Origin of the sequence: Citrobacter youngae (assembly GCF_003818115.1) — a bacterium.
Classification (GTDB): domain Bacteria; phylum Pseudomonadota; class Gammaproteobacteria; order Enterobacterales; family Enterobacteriaceae; genus Citrobacter; species Citrobacter youngae.
On the sequence record NZ_RPOI01000026.1, the window covers coordinates 1 to 17,605 of the forward strand.

The 17,605-nt window shown below is 51.2% G+C and carries 17 protein-coding genes and 1 pseudogene; 10 read left to right on the forward strand and 8 right to left on the reverse strand.

The window, feature by feature from the left end; genetic code table 11:
- Positions 1 to 13: 13 nt before the first annotated feature.
- A complete protein-coding gene (gene mobB / locus EHN13_RS20765; RefSeq protein ID WP_115644184.1) occupies positions 14 to 523 on the reverse strand; it encodes a molybdopterin-guanine dinucleotide biosynthesis protein MobB in 510 nt (169 codons plus the stop codon).
- On the reverse strand, positions 520 to 1,104 hold the full coding sequence (mobA, locus tag EHN13_RS20770; protein ID WP_124022003.1) for a molybdenum cofactor guanylyltransferase MobA: 585 nt from the start codon (positions 1,102 to 1,104) through the stop codon (positions 520 to 522). Before mobA ends, mobB begins: the two co-directional genes overlap by 4 nt.
- A 69-nt stretch (positions 1,105 to 1,173) precedes the next feature.
- Between mobA and EHN13_RS20775 the strand changes: the two genes are divergently transcribed.
- The 3 genes from EHN13_RS20775 to dsbA all read left to right on the forward strand — a co-directional run bounded on the left by EHN13_RS20775 (position 1,174) and on the right by dsbA (position 3,146).
- Positions 1,174 to 1,443, forward strand: a complete 270-nt coding sequence (locus tag EHN13_RS20775) for a YihD family protein (RefSeq protein WP_003028616.1) — start codon at positions 1,174 to 1,176, stop codon at positions 1,441 to 1,443.
- 76 nt (positions 1,444 to 1,519) lie between these two features.
- Positions 1,520 to 2,506 (forward strand): serine/threonine protein kinase, encoded by a 987-nt coding sequence (locus EHN13_RS20780; protein WP_121585265.1) that lies wholly within the window; start codon positions 1,520 to 1,522, stop codon positions 2,504 to 2,506.
- A gap of 16 nt (positions 2,507 to 2,522) precedes the next feature.
- Positions 2,523 to 3,146, forward strand: coding sequence for a thiol:disulfide interchange protein DsbA (dsbA, locus tag EHN13_RS20785; protein WP_003028621.1), 624 nt, complete (start codon positions 2,523 to 2,525; stop codon positions 3,144 to 3,146).
- 12 nt (positions 3,147 to 3,158) lie between these two features.
- Here the strand turns inward: dsbA and EHN13_RS20790 are convergent, their stop codons facing one another.
- Complete coding sequence (locus EHN13_RS20790) at positions 3,159 to 4,022, reverse strand: acyltransferase (protein ID WP_233610596.1); 864 nt, start codon at positions 4,020 to 4,022, stop codon at positions 3,159 to 3,161.
- Between EHN13_RS20790 and EHN13_RS24385 the strand changes: the two genes are divergently transcribed.
- The 3 genes from EHN13_RS24385 to spfP all read left to right on the forward strand — a co-directional run bounded on the left by EHN13_RS24385 (position 3,907) and on the right by spfP (position 7,459).
- Positions 3,907 to 4,152 carry a hypothetical protein gene (locus EHN13_RS24385; RefSeq protein ID WP_225807950.1) on the forward strand — a complete coding sequence of 82 codons (246 nt, stop codon included), beginning with the start codon at positions 3,907 to 3,909 and terminating at the stop codon, positions 4,150 to 4,152. The two genes, EHN13_RS20790 and EHN13_RS24385, sit on opposite strands and share 116 nt — an antisense overlap.
- A 306-nt stretch (positions 4,153 to 4,458) precedes the next feature.
- Complete coding sequence (gene polA, locus EHN13_RS20795; RefSeq protein WP_124022004.1) at positions 4,459 to 7,245, forward strand: DNA polymerase I; 2,787 nt, start codon at positions 4,459 to 4,461, stop codon at positions 7,243 to 7,245.
- 166 nt (positions 7,246 to 7,411) lie between these two features.
- Positions 7,412 to 7,459, forward strand: coding sequence for a small protein SpfP (gene spfP, locus EHN13_RS24645; protein WP_071892919.1), 48 nt, complete (start codon positions 7,412 to 7,414; stop codon positions 7,457 to 7,459).
- A 119-nt stretch (positions 7,460 to 7,578) separates the two neighbouring features.
- On the opposite strand, the gene yihA is transcribed toward spfP, so the two are convergent.
- Positions 7,579 to 8,211 (reverse strand): ribosome biogenesis GTP-binding protein YihA/YsxC, encoded by a 633-nt coding sequence (gene yihA, locus EHN13_RS20800; protein ID WP_005121851.1) that lies wholly within the window; start codon positions 8,209 to 8,211, stop codon positions 7,579 to 7,581.
- Positions 8,212 to 8,420: 209 nt separating this feature from the next.
- Here yihA and EHN13_RS24390 point away from each other — a divergent pair.
- The 3 genes and pseudogenes from EHN13_RS24390 to hemN all read left to right on the forward strand — a co-directional run bounded on the left by EHN13_RS24390 (position 8,421) and on the right by hemN (position 10,847).
- A pseudogene (locus EHN13_RS24390) lies at positions 8,421 to 8,606 on the forward strand (hypothetical protein).
- 169 nt (positions 8,607 to 8,775) lie between these two features.
- Complete coding sequence (gene yihI / locus EHN13_RS20805) at positions 8,776 to 9,285, forward strand: Der GTPase-activating protein YihI (RefSeq protein ID WP_239505706.1); 510 nt, start codon at positions 8,776 to 8,778, stop codon at positions 9,283 to 9,285.
- Positions 9,286 to 9,473: 188 nt separating this feature from the next.
- Positions 9,474 to 10,847: an oxygen-independent coproporphyrinogen III oxidase gene (hemN, locus tag EHN13_RS20810; RefSeq protein WP_124022005.1), complete on the forward strand. Its 1,374-nt coding sequence runs from the start codon at positions 9,474 to 9,476 to the stop codon at positions 10,845 to 10,847.
- A gap of 89 nt (positions 10,848 to 10,936) precedes the next feature.
- Here the strand turns inward: hemN and EHN13_RS20815 are convergent, their stop codons facing one another.
- The 4 genes from EHN13_RS20815 to glnA form a co-directional block, all read right to left on the reverse strand.
- The gene (locus tag EHN13_RS20815; RefSeq protein ID WP_086523820.1) at positions 10,937 to 11,047 is read right to left on the reverse strand and encodes a YshB family small membrane protein; all 111 of its coding nucleotides are present in this window, start codon (positions 11,045 to 11,047) and stop codon (positions 10,937 to 10,939) included.
- Positions 11,048 to 11,159: 112 nt separating this feature from the next.
- Positions 11,160 to 12,569: a nitrogen regulation protein NR(I) gene (gene glnG / locus EHN13_RS20820; protein WP_101741990.1), complete on the reverse strand. Its 1,410-nt coding sequence runs from the start codon at positions 12,567 to 12,569 to the stop codon at positions 11,160 to 11,162.
- A gap of 11 nt (positions 12,570 to 12,580) precedes the next feature.
- Complete coding sequence (gene glnL, locus EHN13_RS20825; RefSeq protein ID WP_005121842.1) at positions 12,581 to 13,630, reverse strand: nitrogen regulation protein NR(II); 1,050 nt, start codon at positions 13,628 to 13,630, stop codon at positions 12,581 to 12,583.
- Positions 13,631 to 13,929: 299 nt separating this feature from the next.
- The gene (gene glnA, locus EHN13_RS20835) at positions 13,930 to 15,339 is read right to left on the reverse strand and encodes a glutamate--ammonia ligase (RefSeq protein WP_003028638.1); all 1,410 of its coding nucleotides are present in this window, start codon (positions 15,337 to 15,339) and stop codon (positions 13,930 to 13,932) included.
- A 379-nt stretch (positions 15,340 to 15,718) separates the two neighbouring features.
- Here glnA and typA point away from each other — a divergent pair, with 379 nt between their 5' ends.
- Positions 15,719 to 17,542 (forward strand): ribosome-dependent GTPase TypA, encoded by a 1,824-nt coding sequence (gene typA / locus EHN13_RS20840; protein ID WP_003028641.1) that lies wholly within the window; start codon positions 15,719 to 15,721, stop codon positions 17,540 to 17,542.
- Positions 17,543 to 17,605 lie beyond the last annotated feature (63 nt).

A 17,605-nucleotide genomic window follows, 5' to 3' on the forward strand; every position in this document is an offset into this window, starting at 1 on the left:
CGCCTTATCCGGCCTACGGGTGGGTACGCAGCCAACTAACAATAAACTCGACGATGCTGTTTAGATCATTGAGGTCCAGAATCGGCACACCTACATCCAGCGCAACGTCGCTGGCCACCGCAATAGTGTGCTCATCAATAGACAACTCAGCAATGCTGTGCCCTGCCGCTTCACGAAACAGCAATATCTTCGCGACAGGTTCATGCTTAAAGCCTTCAACAAGCACCATATCTAACGTCGAAGCATCCATCCGGCTAACCAGATAGGCCAGGTCCAGTTCGGGCTCTTCAGGTGTTTCAACCATTAACGCCCAACGTTGCTTACTGGCAACCAGCGTTTGCGCCGCTCCGGCTTTGCGTAACTCATAGCTATCTTTACCGGGCTTGTCGACATCCATCTTGTGATGAGTATGCTTAATCAATCCGGGACGTATACCTCTGGCACGTAGTTCCGGGATCAATTTTTTGAGCAGCGTGGTTTTTCCCGTGCCGCTCCATGCCGCAATGGCGAGTAATGGGATCATGATTTTTCCTGCCATTTTGCGAGCTCTTCGGGGGTGTTCACGTTTACGAACGCATCTTTATGATCGCTGAAATCGACAGCATGACCGCCAGCCAGACGCATAAAGACCATAACGCGTCGTTCACCGGACTGAAGATAATCCTGCAGCAAAGGCTGCATAGAGCGGTGCATCAGCGCAATGGTTGGGTGATCTCTTTCACCATCATGCACCCAGACAACCGGTGCAGCTTTGCGCTGTTCCTTCAAACGTGTGACCAGATCGTGAGGAATATAGGGCATATCGCACGGGCAGAATAGAAACCAGTCTCCTGTTTGTTGCAGGAATACCGACAGCATTCCGGCCAGTGGACCAGGATAATCGGCCAATGAATCGGGGATCACTTTCAGGCCGCTTTGCTGGTAAATCTCCCGGTGGCGATTAGCATTGACCACCACGGTTTCGACCTGCAAAGCGAGAATGTCGGCAACATGTCGCCAAAGAGGTTTTCCGTCCAGCTCAAGCAAACCTTTATCGGTTCCGCCCATCCGTCTGGCCTTACCACCTGCCAGCACAACCCCTGTTATTGCACTATCCAGAATCACTGATATCGCCTCTTTTAATGTGGGATTGACCCTGCTAACGTATCCGTATTGAGCCTAAGGAGCACAACCATGAAATGTAAACGTCTGAATGAAGTTATTGAACTCCTCCAGCCAGCCTGGCAGAAAGAACCCGATCTAAACCTGATGCAATTTTTGCAGAAACTGGCGCAAGAGTCAGGTTTTGACGGCGAACTGGCGGATTTAACTGATGACATTCTGATCTATCACCTGAAAATGCGTGACTCGGCGAAAGACGCGGTCATCCCAGGTATTCAGAAAGATTATGAAGAAGATTTTAAAACTGCACTACTCCGCGCACGTGGCGTAATTAAAGAGTAAAAGCTTGTAATCGCCACCACCGAAAGCGCTGCGAAATGATATCCTGAATCATTCGTAGTATTTTCCGGATGATGGGATGAACGACAACGCTTTTAATTTCCAGACGCTACACCCGGATACCATCATGGATGCACTGTTTGAGCAGGGGATCCGGGTGGATTCCGGGCTTACCCCGCTTAACAGCTATGAAAACCGTGTCTATCAATTCCAGGACGAAGACCGTCGACGTTTTGTCGTTAAGTTTTATCGCCCTGAACGTTGGTCTGTCGATCAGATCCAGGAAGAACACCAGTTTGCTCTGGAACTGGTGAGCGATGAAGTCCCGGTCGCTGCGCCGCTAGTACTAAACGGCCAAACGCTGTTAAGTCATCAGGGTTTTCATTATGCGATCTTCCCCAGCGTCGGCGGGCGACAGTTTGAGGCCGACAACATCGATCAGATGGAGGCGGTGGGTCGCTATCTGGGGCGTATGCATCAGACCGGATGCAAGCGTACTTTTGCCTTCCGCCCAACGATTGGCCTTGAAGAGTATCTGACTGAGCCGCGTAACGTTTTTGAACACGCACAGCTAATCCCATCAGGGCAAAAAGCGGCCTTCCTGAAGGCCACGGATGCGCTTATCGCGATCGTTACCGAACGCTGGCATACGCGTTTTACCACGTTACGCCTGCACGGTGATTGTCATGCCGGTAATATTTTGTGGCGCGATGGCCCGATGTTTGTCGATTTAGATGATGCTCGTAATGGTCCGGCTGTTCAGGATTTATGGATGCTTCTCAATGGCGATAAAGCTGAACAACGCATGCAGCTTGAAACCATTATCGAGGCTTATGAAGAGTTTAGTGAGTTCGACATCTCTGAAATCGGACTGATAGAACCTTTACGCGCTATGCGTTTAGTTTATTATCTTGCCTGGCTAATTCGACGTTGGGCTGACCCTGCGTTTCCAAAAAACTTCCCGTGGTTAACCGGGGAAGATTACTGGCATCGTCAGACTGCGACCTTTATTGAGCAGGCAAAAATTCTGCAAGAGCCCCCCTTACAATTAACGCCAATGTATTAATCGGAGAAACTTGAACATGAAAAAAATATGGCTGGCGCTGGCTGGTATGGTTTTAGCTTTTAGCGCATCGGCAGCGCAGTTCCAGGATGGTAAGCAGTACATCACACTGGAAAAGCCTGTTGCGGGTGAACCGCAGGTGTTGGAGTTTTTCTCCTTCTACTGCCCACATTGCTACCAGTTTGAAGAAGTGCTTCACGTGTCTGATAATGTGAAGAAAAAGCTGCCGGAAGGCACCAAGATGACCAAATACCACGTCGAATTTCTGGGGCCTTTGGGTAAAGATCTGACGCAGGCATGGGCGGTTGCTATGGCGCTGGGCGTTGAAGATCAGGTCACTGTTCCGCTGTTTGAAGGGGTTCAGAAAACTCAGACCGTTCAATCTGTTGCAGATATCCGCAAAGTGTTTGTCGACGCAGGTATTAAAGGCGAAGACTATGATGCGGCATGGAACAGCTTCGTGGTGAAATCACTCGTGGCGCAGCAGGAAAAAGCGGCGGCTGACTTGCAGCTGCAGGGCGTGCCGGCGATGTTTGTTAATGGCAAATATCAGGTCAACCCGCAGGGTATGGACACCAGCAGCATGGATATCTTTGTACAACAGTATGCGGATACCGTGAAGTATCTGGTCGGTCAGAAGTAAAAGAAAAGCCGGTCACTGACCGGCTTTTTTATTTGAGGCTTTAATTGCATCGAGCTGCGCGTCTTTCTCACTCCACAGCGTATTTAGCCATAGCTGAAACCGACGCTTGAATCCCTTATCGTTTACGTAATCACCGTGCAACTCTTCATGGATTGGCTCCAGATTCACCCGCACGACAATCCGCGTTAACTTACCGCTCAGCATATCGTAGAACGGTCGGCTGCTGTTTTCCGGATAGCACAACGTGACGTTCAACATTTTATCGAACTGTGACCCCAGGACGTTCAAGGCCATCGCAATACCGGCCGCCTTGGGAGGAAGCAGGTTTTGATAGGGTGAACGGGTTTGCTCGCGTTTTTCTTTGGTAAACCGTGAACCCTCAACAAAATTCACAATGGTTGTTGGATGCGCACGAAATTTCTCGCAGGAACGACGCGTTGTTTCGACATCTTTACCGCGCCGTTCCGGGTGGCGAAGCAGATAACCACGCGAATAGCGTTTCATAAACGGCATATCCAGCGCCCAGCAGGCCAGGCCAATAAAGGGTACCCAGGCTAACTGCTGCTTGAGGAAGTATTTATTCATCGGGATGTGCTTACGGAATAGAACGCAAAGCACAACGATATCAGCCCAGCTGTAATGGTTACAAATGAGCAGATACCAATTTTTCTTGCTAAGACCTTCCAGCCCCTCGATATCCCACTTTAATCGTGGATTAAGGTGCAGCAGTAGCGCCAGACCTTCACACCAGCAATACATCATGAAATTACAGAAGACAGAAACCTTGCGCCAGACGACAGGAATGGGCAAAAGGAGTTTTACAACCCCTGCAAGGATGATCGGCACAGAACAAAAAATCGTGACCAATATGGTCAATACGATACTCAGCAACAGCGTTATCGCAGCGAGTATTCTCGTCATAATTAAATTATTCAAAAGGTTAGCCATAGATAGTGCGCTAAATGAGGCGCAAGGGGCTGATTTTATCAGAAAACGAACCAAATGATGGATCTTCGCTGAATAGAAAAAACAGGAATATCTATCCACATCAGGATATAAGCTGTAAAAATGGAATAAAATGCTGTGTCTTTATTTAATGCTTTGAAATTTATATAAAAAAATTATGAAGTGATAATTTTGTTGCTACATTTAAAGAGCTGAAAATTATTTATTCACAAAGTTATCCACAGCACGCTTTGCGAGCAACGCAGAAGATCTGCAAAAGATTTTCGACAAATGCGGCGAAAAACTCATGTTTTCATCCTGTCTGTGGCATCCTTTACCCATAATCTGATAAACAGGCACGGACATTATGGTTCAGATCCCAGAAAACCCACTTATCCTTGTAGACGGTTCATCTTACCTGTATCGCGCATACCACGCGTTCCCGCCGCTGACGAACAGCGCAGGAGAGCCTACTGGTGCGATGTACGGCGTCCTCAACATGTTGCGTAGCTTGATTCTGCAATATCAACCTACGCATGCAGCGGTGGTATTCGACGCTAAGGGTAAAACCTTCCGTGATGAATTATTCGAACACTACAAGTCGCACCGCCCGCCAATGCCGGACGATTTACGTGCGCAGATTGAACCTCTGCATGCGATGGTAAAAGCGATGGGGCTGCCATTGCTGGCGGTTTCAGGCGTGGAAGCGGACGATGTCATCGGTACGCTGGCACGTGAGGCAGAGAAGGTGGGGCGTCCGGTACTGATTAGCACCGGCGATAAAGATATGGCTCAACTGGTGACGCCGAATATCACCCTCATCAACACTATGACTAATACGATCCTTGGTCCGGATGAGGTCGTAAATAAGTACGGTGTTCCGCCTGAATTGATCATCGATTTCCTGGCGCTGATGGGGGACTCCTCAGATAACATTCCAGGTGTACCAGGCGTGGGTGAAAAAACGGCTCAGGCGTTGCTGCAGGGGCTGGGTGGGTTGGATACTCTCTATGCGGAATCCGACAAAATAGCAGGGCTGAGCTTCCGTGGTGCCAAAACCATGGCAGGCAAACTCGAGCAGAATAAAGAAGTGGCGTATCTCTCGTATAAGCTGGCTACCATCAAAACGGATGTTGAGCTGGAATTAACCTGCGAGCAGCTGGAAGTGCGCCAACCAGCAGCAGAAGAACTGCTGGGCTTGTTTAAACAGTATGAATTCAAGCGTTGGGTTACTGACGTTGAAGCCGGTAAATGGCTACAGGCGAAAGGGACGAAACCGGCAGCTAAACCGCAGGAGACCATCGTTGTCGATGAAACGCCTGAGGAGCCGGCTACGGTTCTTTCGTATGATAACTATGTGACGATTCTGGACGAAGCGACACTGGAAGCGTGGATTGCAAAGCTGAAGAAAGCGCCCGTCTTTGCCTTTGATACTGAAACTGACAGCCTGGACAACATCTCCGCGAATCTGGTTGGCCTGTCTTTTGCCATTGAGCCAGGTGTGGCTGCGTATGTTCCTGTCGCTCATGATTACCTGGATGCCCCCGATCAGATCTCTCGCGACCGCGCGCTGGCGCTCCTGAAGCCGCTGCTGGAAGATGAGAACGCGCATAAAGTTGGGCAAAACCTGAAGTACGATCGCGGTATCCTGGCGAACTATGGCATCGAGCTTCGCGGCATCACCTTTGACACCATGCTCGAATCCTACATTCTTAACAGTGTTGCAGGCCGACACGATATGGACAGCCTGTCAGATCGCTGGCTGAAACATAAAACCATCACCTTTGAAGAGATTGCCGGGAAAGGTAAAAACCAGCTGACCTTTAACCAGATAGCACTGGAAGAGGCCGGGCGCTATGCTGCAGAGGATGCCGATGTTACGCTTCAGTTGCATCTGAAGATGTGGCCAGAACTGCAGCAGCACAAAGGGCCGCTAAATGTTTTCGAAAATATTGATATGCCGCTGGTCCCGGTTCTGTCCCGCGTTGAGCGCAATGGTGTGAAAATCGATCCGGCTGTTCTGCACAAGCATTCAGAAGAGCTGACGCTGCGTTTGAACGAGCTGGAGCAAAAAGCGCACGAGATTGCCGGAGAAGCGTTTAACCTTTCTTCTACCAAGCAGCTGCAAACTATCTTGTTTGAAAAGCAAGGTATTAAGCCGCTGAAGAAAACCCCTGGCGGCGCGCCATCAACGTCAGAAGAGGTGCTGGAAGAGCTCGCGCTGGATTATCCGTTGCCGAAAGTTATCCTGGAATATCGTGGGTTAGCAAAACTTAAGTCGACCTACACGGATAAGCTTCCGTTGATGATTAACAAGAAGACCGGGCGCGTGCACACTTCCTATCATCAGGCAGTTACCGCAACGGGTCGCTTGTCTTCAACGGATCCGAACCTGCAAAACATCCCGGTACGTAATGACGAAGGTCGTCGTATTCGTCAGGCGTTCATTGCGCCAGAAGACTTCGTGATTGTCTCTGCGGACTACTCGCAGATCGAGCTGCGTATCATGGCGCACCTTTCACGTGATAAAGGTCTGCTTACCGCGTTTGCCGAAGGGAAAGATATTCACCGCGCAACGGCGGCAGAAGTCTTTGGTTTACCGCTTGATTCTGTGACCAGCGAGCAACGTCGTAGCGCAAAAGCCATTAACTTTGGTCTGATCTATGGCATGAGCGCCTTCGGCCTGGCGCGTCAGCTGAATATTCCGCGTAAAGAAGCACAGAAGTACATGGATCTCTACTTCGAGCGCTACCCTGGCGTGCTGGAATATATGGAACGAACGCGTGCACAGGCAAAAGAGCAGGGTTACGTTGAAACGCTGGAAGGTCGTCGCCTCTATTTACCGGACATTAAATCCAGTAATGGCGCTCGCCGCGCCGGTGCAGAACGCGCGGCAATTAACGCCCCGATGCAGGGTACTGCCGCAGACATTATCAAACGAGCGATGATTGCGGTGGACAGATGGCTGCAAACCGAGCAACCGCGTGTGCGTATGATCATGCAGGTGCACGATGAACTGGTGTTTGAAGTGCATAAAGATGACCTCGAAAGCGTCTCGAAAAAGATCCATCAGCTGATGGAAAACGAGACGCAAATTGATGTGCCATTGCTGGTGGAAGTCGGTAGTGGTGAGAACTGGGATCAGGCGCACTAAGGGTTTACTGAATAACGGCTCTTTTTCGTAACTAAGCAACATAAGATAGAGCTTTTTGTGATGTCCATTAGAATTCCCTATGTAAGGAATGAAAAAAAATTACAAAAAGTGCTTTCTGAGCTGCTTAAAAAAGAGTAAAGTTACTCACGTAGGGTACAGAGGTAAGATGTTCTATCTTTCAGACCTTTTACTTCACGTAATCGGATTTGGCTGAATATTTTAGCCGCCCCAGTCAGTAATGACTGGGGCGTTTTTTATTGTGCGAAAGAAAAGTTTTGTACATGCTGTAGGCCGGATAAGACGCGCAGCGGCGCCATCCGGCAATACGGTGGGTTATTCCCCGTCCTGCATCTCTTCAATCGGCGCCAGCTCACTAAACCAGCTATCCAGCTTCTGCCGCAGTTTGTCCACACCCAGCTTTTTCAGTGATGAAAATGCTTCTACCTGCACATCACCGTTAAATGCCAGTACGGCTTCACGTACCATATTCAGCTGCGCTTTGCGTGCGCCGCTGGCCAGCTTGTCTGCTTTAGTCAGCAGCACCAGAACCTGAACGTTGCTCTCCACAGCCCACAGGATCATCTGCTGGTCGAGATCTTTTAGCGGGTGGCGAATATCCATCAATACCACCAGACCTTGCAGGCTCTGGCGTTTTTCCAGGTATTCGGCCAGTGCGCGCTGCCATTTACGTTTCATCTCTTCCGGGACTTCGGCATAACCATAACCAGGCAGGTCGACCAGGCGTTTACCGTCCACAACTTCAAACAGGTTGATGAGCTGAGTACGGCCTGGAGTTTTAGAGGTACGCGCCAGACTCTTTTGATTGGTCAGGGTATTTAGCGCACTGGATTTGCCTGCGTTGGAACGGCCAGCAAAAGCCACTTCGATTCCCGTATCGGAAGGTAAATGGCGAATATCAGGCGCACTCATCACAAAATGCGTCTGTTGATAATTCAAGTTAGTCAACGTGGTCGTCTCCATCAATCAAGGCTTTGCAGCGATTATACCTGAACACCAGCAAAAGGCTGGTTTTTCGACGAGTGGGCTGTGTAAGTCAAAACCTCGCACTTTGTGAGACATTGCCGATAGTTTCTATACGAGATGACAGAGCATAAAATAGACTAATTCAAATAAATCATGTAATTACTGACGGGTTAAATTCTGAAAAGTTGAAATTGTTACCCAGGTTACTTGTACGTTTAAACCAAAACGGTAAAGTAGCGTCCATAGCGAGGAAGCTGACAGGATAAACGACTCAGGATGAGGGTCAGGAGCGCCAGGAGGCGAAGACACAGGATTGTCAGGAAGACAAACGTCCGGAGACGTTAATAAAAGGAAATGGAAACAACACGGAATGTTAGAGGCTAAGGGAAAAACAGGGTGTGTTGATAGCCAACAGGGATAGTAGAGCCCGTAAGGGTTGAGAGTCAGGAAAAAAGGCGACAGATTACTCTGTCGCCTTTTTTCTTTATTTCTGCTAGATTCCGGCGCAATTATATACTGAATAAATACAGCCAAAGACGAATCATGATGAAACCAACTTCTACACCACGCGGTAAAGGTCCTGCAAAAGCGCGTCGTAAAACACGCGAAGAAATTAACCAGGAAGCTCGCGACCGTAAGCGCCAGAAAAAACACCGTGGTCATGCGGCGGGTAGCCGTGCGTCCGGTAGCGAAGGCGGTTCTGGTGGCGGAAACCAAAACAAGCAAAAAGATCCTCGTATTGGCAGCAAAAACCCCATTCCATTGGGCGTGACCGAAAAAGTCACCAAACAGCACAAACCGAAGAGTGAGAAACCTATGCTTTCACCACAGGCTGAGTTGGATTTACTGGAAACGGATGAGCGCCTGGATGCGCTGCTGGAGCGTCTTGAAGCAGGAGAAACCCTGAGCGCGGAAGATCAGGCCTGGGTTGATGCCAAGCTGGACCGCATCGATGAGCTGATGCAAAAGCTGGGTCTTTCTTACGATGACGAGGAAGAAGAGGAAGAGGAAGAAAAGCAGGAAGACATGATGCGCCTGCTGAAAGGCGGCAACTAACGGTTTTACACCGTGGGTCTTCCCGTCCTGCTTATAACCCTTCCGGTTATATGTTATCTGGTGTGGTTATTCGTTAAACTACAGCGGTTGTCGCGGCGACAGAAGTGGCTGCGCAACCGGCTCATCACCCGCACTGGGGTTAAGCCGGTACGCCGTACCCGCCAGAGACGCCATCGGAAGGAGTGAGCATGTCAGAGCAGCTAATAGACTGGGACCTGGCCCTGATCCAGAAATATAACTATTCCGGGCCACGATATACCTCGTACCCGACCGCGCTGGAGTTTTCTGAAGACTACGGCACAGAAGCATTTCTAAAGGCCGTGGCGCGTTATCCTGAGCGTCCGCTCTCGCTATACGTTCACATCCCGTTCTGCCACAAACTGTGCTACTTCTGTGGCTGCAACAAGATTGTGACTCGCCAGCAGCATAAAGCCGATCAATACCTCGATGCCCTGGAACAAGAAATCATTCACCGCGCTCCGCTGTTCGTCGGACGCCATGTCAGCCAACTGCATTGGGGCGGCGGTACGCCAACTTACTTAAATAAAGCGCAAATCAGCCGTTTGATGTCGCTGCTGCGTGGTAACTTCAACTTTAACGATGACGCCGAAATCTCGATCGAAGTTGATCCGCGCGAAATTGAGCTGGATGTCCTTGATCATTTACGTGCTGAAGGTTTTAACCGCCTGAGCATGGGGGTACAGGACTTCAACAAAGAAGTTCAGCGCCTGGTGAACCGTGAGCAGGATGAGGAATTTATCTTTGCGCTGCTGAATCATGCGCGGGAGATTGGCTTTACCTCAACAAATATTGATCTGATTTATGGCCTGCCAAAACAGACACCGGAAAGTTTCGCCTTCACCCTGAAACGCGTGTCTGAGCTGAATCCAGACCGTCTGAGCGTCTTTAACTACGCGCACCTGCCAACGCTGTTTGCTGCCCAACGCAAGATTAAAGATGCTGACCTGCCCAGCGCGCAGCAGAAGCTGGATATTCTGCAGGAGACCATCTCTTCACTGACCGAAACGGGTTATCAGTTCATTGGGATGGATCACTTTGCCCGCCCGGATGATGAACTGGCCATTGCTCAACGCAAAGGTGTGCTGCACCGTAATTTCCAGGGTTATACCACCCAGGGCGATACTGATTTACTGGGGATGGGCGTATCGGCTATCAGCATGATTGGCGACAGCTACGCGCAGAACCAGAAAGAGCTGAAGCACTATTACCAGCAGGTCGACGAGCAAGGGAACGCACTGTGGCGCGGAATTACGCTGACCCGCGACGACTGCATTCGTCGGGATGTTATTAAGCTTTTGATCTGCAACTTCCGCCTCGACTATGCCGCCGTGGAACAGCAATGGGATCTCAACTTCGCTGATTATTTTGCCGAAGACCTGAAACTGCTGGCACCACTGGCGAAAGATGGGCTGGTGGATGTGGATGAGAAGGGGATTCAGGTTACGCCGAAGGGGCGCCTGCTGATCCGTAATATTTGCATGTGCTTTGATGCATATCTGCGCCAGAAAGCGCGGATGCAGCAGTTCTCCCGCGTCATTTAACCGGGTTGCCCGGTGGCGCTACGCTTACCGGGCCTACACGTCGCGATAATCTGTAGGCCGGATAAGCGTTAGCGCCATCCGGCGCGCCTTCAGCTAAACAGCCCAACCAGCGCCGCACACAGCACTGCGGCAACCGCAGTTTGTGGCGTGTGGCTGTCGACTGAGCCGCTCGATAGCAGATTAATGATTGATTCCAGCATGATGACTTCCCCCCGTTTGCCGGGCACGATCATACTTAACTCATCGGAACAGTAAAGCGCAAAATAGCAGCAGTTTGCGCTCAATGATCAATCTTTACACAGTGACGAATCGTCACTCCATTCCGAGCTCTTTTAACTTACGCGTCAAGGTATTACGGCCCCAGCCAAGCAGGCGTGCGGCTTCCTGTTTGTGCCCCTGGGTATGACGTAGCGCGGTGGTCAACAGCGTGCGCTCCATCTCCGGTTGAGCCTCAGAAAGCAGGTTTTGATGACCGGAACGCAAGGCACGGTCTGCCCACTGTGCCAAGAGGGTTGCCCAGCTGTCCGGCTGCATGTGTGAAGGCGCATTGGGCACGCTGGCTTCAAACAGTTCGGCCGGTAAGTCCTGAATCAGCACTTCCTGCCCGGCGGCCATGACGGTTAACCAGCGGCAGGTGTTCTCAAGCTGACGCACGTTACCCGGCCAGGCCAGACGGGTCAGCGCCGCCTCGGTTTCCGGGTGTAATTGTTTGGCTTCAACGCCCAGTTCGCGCGCGGCCTCCTGCAGGAAATGACGTGCCAGACGGGGGATATCTTCCCGACGTTCACGCAGCGGCGGCAGATGCACGCGGATGACGTTCAGACGATGGAATAAGTCTTCGCGGAATTTGCCTTCCTGTACGCGCAGTTCCAGATTCTGGTGCGTGGCGGCGATGATACGTACGTCCACCTTCACGGGCGCATAGCCGCCAACGCGATAAAATTGCCCGTCGGCTAATACGCGCAGTAAACGCGTTTGCACGTCCAGCGGCATATCACCTATTTCATCGAGAAATAGCGTACCGCCGTCAGCCTGTTCAAAGCGCCCCTGGCGAATCGTATTTGCCCCGGTAAACGCCCCTTTTTCATGGCCAAACAGCTCAGACTCGATCAAATCTTTCGGAATAGCCGCCATGTTCAGCGCGATAAAGGGCGCTTTGACGCGCGGGCTATGACGATGCAACGCATGGGCGACCAGCTCTTTACCGGTCCCGGACTCTCCGTTAATCAATACGCTGATTGACGACCGGGACAGTCGGCCAATTATGCGAAAGACATCCTGCATTGCCGGCGCTTCGCCGATGATGTCAGTTGTTGGGCCGTTGATCTGAATATTGCGCGGTTGCTGCTGTTCCTGATAATGGCTGATGGCACGTTCGACCAGCGCCACGGCTTCATCGATATCAAAAGGTTTGGGCAGATAATCAAACGCCCCTTGCTGGTAGGCGCTGACGGCAGCATCCAGATCGGAGTGTGCGGTCATTATGATGACCGGAAGCATCGGATGCCGCGCTTTGATCTGTTTTAACAGCGTCAGACCGTCCATGCCCGGCATGCGAATATCCGACAACAGTACGTCAGGCGTTTTGCTGGCCAGCGCGTCCAGCACCTCTTTACCACTTTCAAATGTGGTACAGCTTAGCCCTGCCCCTGCGAGCGCACGTTCAAGCACCCAACGGATGGAACTATCGTCATCAACGACCCAGACTATTCCTCGTTGCATAAACGTCACCTTTATTTCCTGATAGGCAGGTAAACCGAGAACTCGGTATGACCCGGCCAACTGGTAAATTCAATTTTGCCGGAATGTTGATCAATCAAATTACGGGCGATGGATAATCCAAGCCCGGTACCGCCTTCGCGACCGCTGACCATTGGGTAGAACAGCGTGTCCTGCAAATGCGAGGGAATACCCGGACCGTTATCCTCAACATCAATCCGTGCCGCCAGGCGATAACGTACGCCGTGCAGCGTGAGCTGAAACGCGGTGCGGGTACGCAGAATGATCTCACCGCCTTCCGGTCCCAACGCCTGTAAAGCATTGCGCACGATGTTTAACAGAACCTGCTCGATCTGGTCTGGATCGTGCAGTAATTCGGGCAGACTCGGGTCGTAATCACGAATCAGCGTGACGTTTTCCGGGAGCTCCATTGAGACCAGCGCCACCACGCGCTCCGCCACCTTGTGAATACTTTCCGTGACATGCATGCCAGGCTGTTGTGGTCCCAGCAGACGGTCGACCAGATTACGCAGGCGGTCGGCCTGCTCAATAATGACTTTGGTATATTCGGTCAGCGCCGGGTCCGGAAGCGCTTTGCTGAGTAGCTGCGCTGCGCCGCGTAATCCACCTAAAGGGTTCTTGATTTCGTGCGCCAGACCGCGCACCAGATCGCGGGCGGCAATCTGCTGGGCGTGCTGGAGCTGCTCCTGACTCAGACGGCGCTGGTTATCCATTGGCGCCATCTCCAGCAGGATAAGGCCATCAGGCAGCCTCTGAGCGGTCACTGAGAGGATATGTGAGTGGCTGTCTATCACCAGCGTCACTTCGTTATCCGTAAATCCCTGGCCTGCTTCCAGGCTCTCTCGCATCAGTCCGATGTTTAAGGAGAAATAACTCAACAGATCGGGAAGCGGTGTACCAAACAGTTTGCGGGAGCTTTGGGCGAGCAGCTGCTGTGCCGCCGGGTTGGCGTAATGCACCGCCAGCTCATCGTCGACGAGTAAGATGCTGTTGATTAAAGAATTGAGGATCTGCCCAGCATCGGGCAGCGTGCCGGTTGCCATTCAGCAGTCTCCTGAAAAGTGTTGCACCAATTTAGTGCATTATAGCTTTTTACATCAAAAAAGCGCGAGAAAGCAGGTTGTTAGTGGAGAAAAAAGCCCATCCTGGGATGGGCTAAAAGTTCCACGGCAACTAAAACCTTCGTCTTTCTCCCGACAGCTGTGTTGGCTGCTTTCGCTCACCCCAGTCACTTACTTATGTAAGCTCCCGGGGATTCACTCAATTGCTGCCTTGCTGTAGCAAGAAATCCATTGGTTATTACATCCTCTGCACGTTTTTATGTGAGAGTGTAAAAGTTAAATTAAACGCTGTAGTACAGCTCAAACTCTACCGGGTGCGGAGTCATACGCACACGGTCATCTTCTTCGCGACGCAGCGTAATGTACGCATCGATCGCTTCATTGGTGAACACGCCGCCTGCAGTCAGGAACTCACGGTCCAGATCCAGTTCTTTCAGTGCTTCTTCCAGAGAACCAGCAACCTGTGGGATCTCTTTCGCTTCTTCCGGCGGCAGGTCATACAGGTTTTTGTCCATGGCTTCGCCCGGGTGGATCTTGTTCTTGATACCGTCAAGACCAGCCATCAGCAGCGCTGCGAAGCACAGGTACGGGTTAGCAGCCGGATCCGGGAAACGCACTTCGATACGACGCGCTTTCGGAGAAGCAACTACCGGAATACGGATAGAAGCAGAACGGTTACGGGCAGAGTAAGCCAGCATTACCGGCGCTTCGTAGCCTGGGACCAGACGCTTATAGGAGTTGGTGGTCGGGTTAGCCAGGGCGTTGATCGCTTTAGCGTGTTTGATTACGCCGCCGATGTAGAACAGCGCCTGCTCAGACAGACCCGCATATTTGTCGCCAGAGAACAGGTTTACGCCGTTCTTGGACAGGGACATGTGGCAGTGCATACCGGAGCCGTTATCACCGAACATCGGTTTTGGCATAAAGGTCGCGGTTTTACCGAAACGGTGCGCAACGTTGTGCACAACGTATTTGTAGATCTGAATTTCGTCCGCTTTTTTGGTCATGGTGTTAAAGCGGGTCGCGATTTCGTTCTGGCCAGCGGTCGCCACTTCGTGGTGATGCGCTTCAACAACCAGGCCCATCTCTTCCATGATCAGACACATGGTAGAACGGATGTCCTGAGAAGAATCTACCGGAGGAACCGGGAAGTAACCGCCTTTCACGCCAGGACGGTGACCTTTGTTACCACCTTCGTATTTGGTGGAGGAGTTCCATGCGCCTTCGATGTCATCGATAGCCACGTGGGAACCGGAAATAGACGCGCCGAAACGGATGTCGTCAAACAGGAAGAATTCTGGCTCTGGCCCGAACAGAACGGTGTCTGCGATGCCGGTAGAACGCAGATACTCTTCAGCGCGTTTTGCGATGGAGCGCGGGTCGCGGTCATAGCCCTGCAGCGTACCGGGTTCCAGGATATCGCAACGGATGATCAGGGTAGACTCTTCATAGAACGGGTCGATGAGTGCAGTCGACGCATCTGGCATCAGAACCATGTCTGATTCGTTAATGCCTTTCCAGCCACCGATTGAGGAGCCGTCAAACATTTTGCCTTCTTCAAAGAATTCGGCATTTACCTGATGAGCAGGAATAGTGACGTGCTGTTCTTTACCTTTGGTATCAGTGAAGCGCAAATCAACAAACTTCACTTCGTGTTCGTTCAGCATCGTCAAAACGTGTTCAGCGGACATACTTACTCTCCCGGATTGGTCATGGTCGTCGTGGTAACGAAGTCTTCAATTCTGCAAAAATTGGCCGTGTCGCCGTAAAAAATATAAAGCGAAATCTGTGCCAACTTTTAAATTGCCCCTAAAAGGCGTTATCATGCGCACTATCGTGCAAAGGGGCTGCACCATGAAGGTTGTATTGCACCATTATAGTGCTTTAATGTGAACATTAAGCACCATATTGGTGCAAAGCATGTCAGATTACCCCTTTTAACGCTCCGTGAATGTGATCACAAAGAAACTCTGCAATACTTGTTTGCGGAGGATGTTTGTGATCCTGTTTTGTACTGCGATTAATCCGTGTACAATAACGCGCTATTTCTAAAATGCCTGAGGCAAAGTTGTGATCGAAAATTTGCGTAACATCGCCATCATCGCGCACGTAGACCATGGTAAAACGACCCTGGTAGACAAGCTGCTCCAACAATCCGGTACGTTCGATGCACGTGCTGAAACCCAAGAGCGCGTGATGGACTCCAACGATTTGGAGAAAGAGCGTGGGATTACCATCCTCGCTAAAAACACCGCTATCAAATGGAATGACTACCGCATCAACATCGTTGATACCCCGGGGCACGCCGACTTCGGTGGTGAAGTTGAACGTGTAATGTCCATGGTCGACTCCGTGCTGCTGGTGGTGGATGCAATGGATGGTCCGATGCCGCAGACGCGCTTCGTGACCAAAAAAGCCTTTGCCCATGGCCTGAAGCCAATTGTTGTTATCAACAAAGTTGACCGTCCTGGCGCGCGTCCTGACTGGGTTGTTGATCAGGTATTCGACCTGTTCGTTAACCTCGACGCTACCGACGAACAGCTGGACTTCCCGATCGTTTACGCTTCCGCGCTGAACGGTATCGCAGGTCTGGATCACGAAGATATGGCTGAAGACATGACTCCGCTGTATCAGACTATCGTTGATCGTGTACCGGCTCCGAACGTAGATCTTGATGGCCCGTTGCAGATGCAAATCTCTCAGCTGGACTACAACAACTACGTTGGCGTAATCGGCATCGGCCGCATTAAACGCGGTAAAGTTAAACCGAACCAGCAGATCACTATCATTGATAGCGAAGGCAAAACCCGTAACGGTAAAGTCGGTAAAGTTCTGACTCATCTGGGTCTGGAACGTATCGAGAGCGATATTGCCGAAGCTGGCGATATCATCGCGATCACCGGTCTGGGCGAACTGAACATCTCCGACACCATCTGCGATCCGCAGAACGTCGAAGCGCTGCCGGCTCTGTCCGTTGATGAACCGACCGTAACCATGTTCTTCTGCGTAAACACCTCTCCGTTCTGTGGTAAAGAAGGTAAATATGTTACCTCTCGTCAGATCCTTGACCGCCTGAACAAAGAGCTGGTGCACAACGTTGCGCTGCGCGTTGAAGAAACCGAAGATGCGGATGCGTTCCGCGTATCCGGTCGTGGTGAGCTGCACCTGTCTGTTCTGATTGAAAACATGCGTCGTGAAGGTTTCGAAATGGCGGTTTCCCGTCCGAAAGTTATCTTCCGCGAAATCGATGGCCGTAAACAAGAGCCATTCGAAAACGTAACGCTGGACGTCGAAGAGCAGCACCAGGGTTCTGTCATGCAGGCTCTGGGTGAGCGTAAAGGCGACCTGAAAAACATGAATCCAGATGGCAAAGGCCGCGTACGTCTTGACTACGTGATCCCAAGCCGTGGTCTGATCGGCTTCCGTTCAGAATTCATGACCATGACTTCCGGTACCGGTCTGCTGTACTCCACCTTCAGCCACTACGACGATGTTCGTGCGGGTGATGTGGGTCAGCGTCAGAACGGCGTACTGATCTCCAACGGCCAGGGTAAAGCAGTTGCGTTCGCACTGTTCAGCCTGCAGGACCGCGGTAAGCTGTTCCTGGGTCACGGTGCTGAAGTTTACGAAGGCCAGATCATCGGTATTCACAGCCGCTCTAACGACCTGACTGTAAACTGCCTGACCGGTAAGAAACTGACCAACATGCGTGCGTCCGGTACTGACGAAGCAACGGTTCTGGTTCCGCCGGTTAAGATGACTCTGGAGCAGGCTCTGGAATTCATCGATGACGACGAACTGGTAGAAGTTACTCCAACCTCTATCCGTATTCGTAAGCGTCACCTGACTGAAAACGATCGTCGCCGTGCAATGCGTGGCGCGAAAGAAGAGTAATTAACGCTCTTTCTCAGGTAAGCATAAAAAAGCCGCTGATTATCAGCGGCTTTTTTTATCATC

Coding starts and splice junctions, on each gene's coding strand:
- glnL (WP_005121842.1), bottom strand. CDS start 13,630: ATGGCAACCGGCACGCTGCCCGATGCTGGGCAGATCCTCAATTCTTTA.
- EHN13_RS20775 (WP_003028616.1), top strand. CDS start 1,174: ATGAAATGTAAACGTCTGAATGAAGTTATTGAACTCCTCCAGCCAGCC.
- EHN13_RS20780 (WP_121585265.1), top strand. CDS start 1,520: ATGAACGACAACGCTTTTAATTTCCAGACGCTACACCCGGATACCATC.
- glnA (WP_003028638.1), bottom strand. CDS start 15,339: ATGTCCGCTGAACACGTTTTGACGATGCTGAACGAACACGAAGTGAAG.
- hemN (WP_124022005.1), top strand. CDS start 9,474: ATGTCAGAGCAGCTAATAGACTGGGACCTGGCCCTGATCCAGAAATAT.
- EHN13_RS24385 (WP_225807950.1), top strand. CDS start 3,907: ATGAAATTACAGAAGACAGAAACCTTGCGCCAGACGACAGGAATGGGC.
- glnG (WP_101741990.1), bottom strand. CDS start 12,569: ATGCAACGAGGAATAGTCTGGGTCGTTGATGACGATAGTTCCATCCGT.
- yihI (WP_239505706.1), top strand. CDS start 8,776: ATGAAACCAACTTCTACACCACGCGGTAAAGGTCCTGCAAAAGCGCGT.
- dsbA (WP_003028621.1), top strand. CDS start 2,523: ATGAAAAAAATATGGCTGGCGCTGGCTGGTATGGTTTTAGCTTTTAGC.
- EHN13_RS20815 (WP_086523820.1), bottom strand. CDS start 11,047: ATGCTGGAATCAATCATTAATCTGCTATCGAGCGGCTCAGTCGACAGC.
- polA (WP_124022004.1), top strand. CDS start 4,459: ATGGTTCAGATCCCAGAAAACCCACTTATCCTTGTAGACGGTTCATCT.
- mobB (WP_115644184.1), bottom strand. CDS start 523: ATGATCCCATTACTCGCCATTGCGGCATGGAGCGGCACGGGAAAAACC.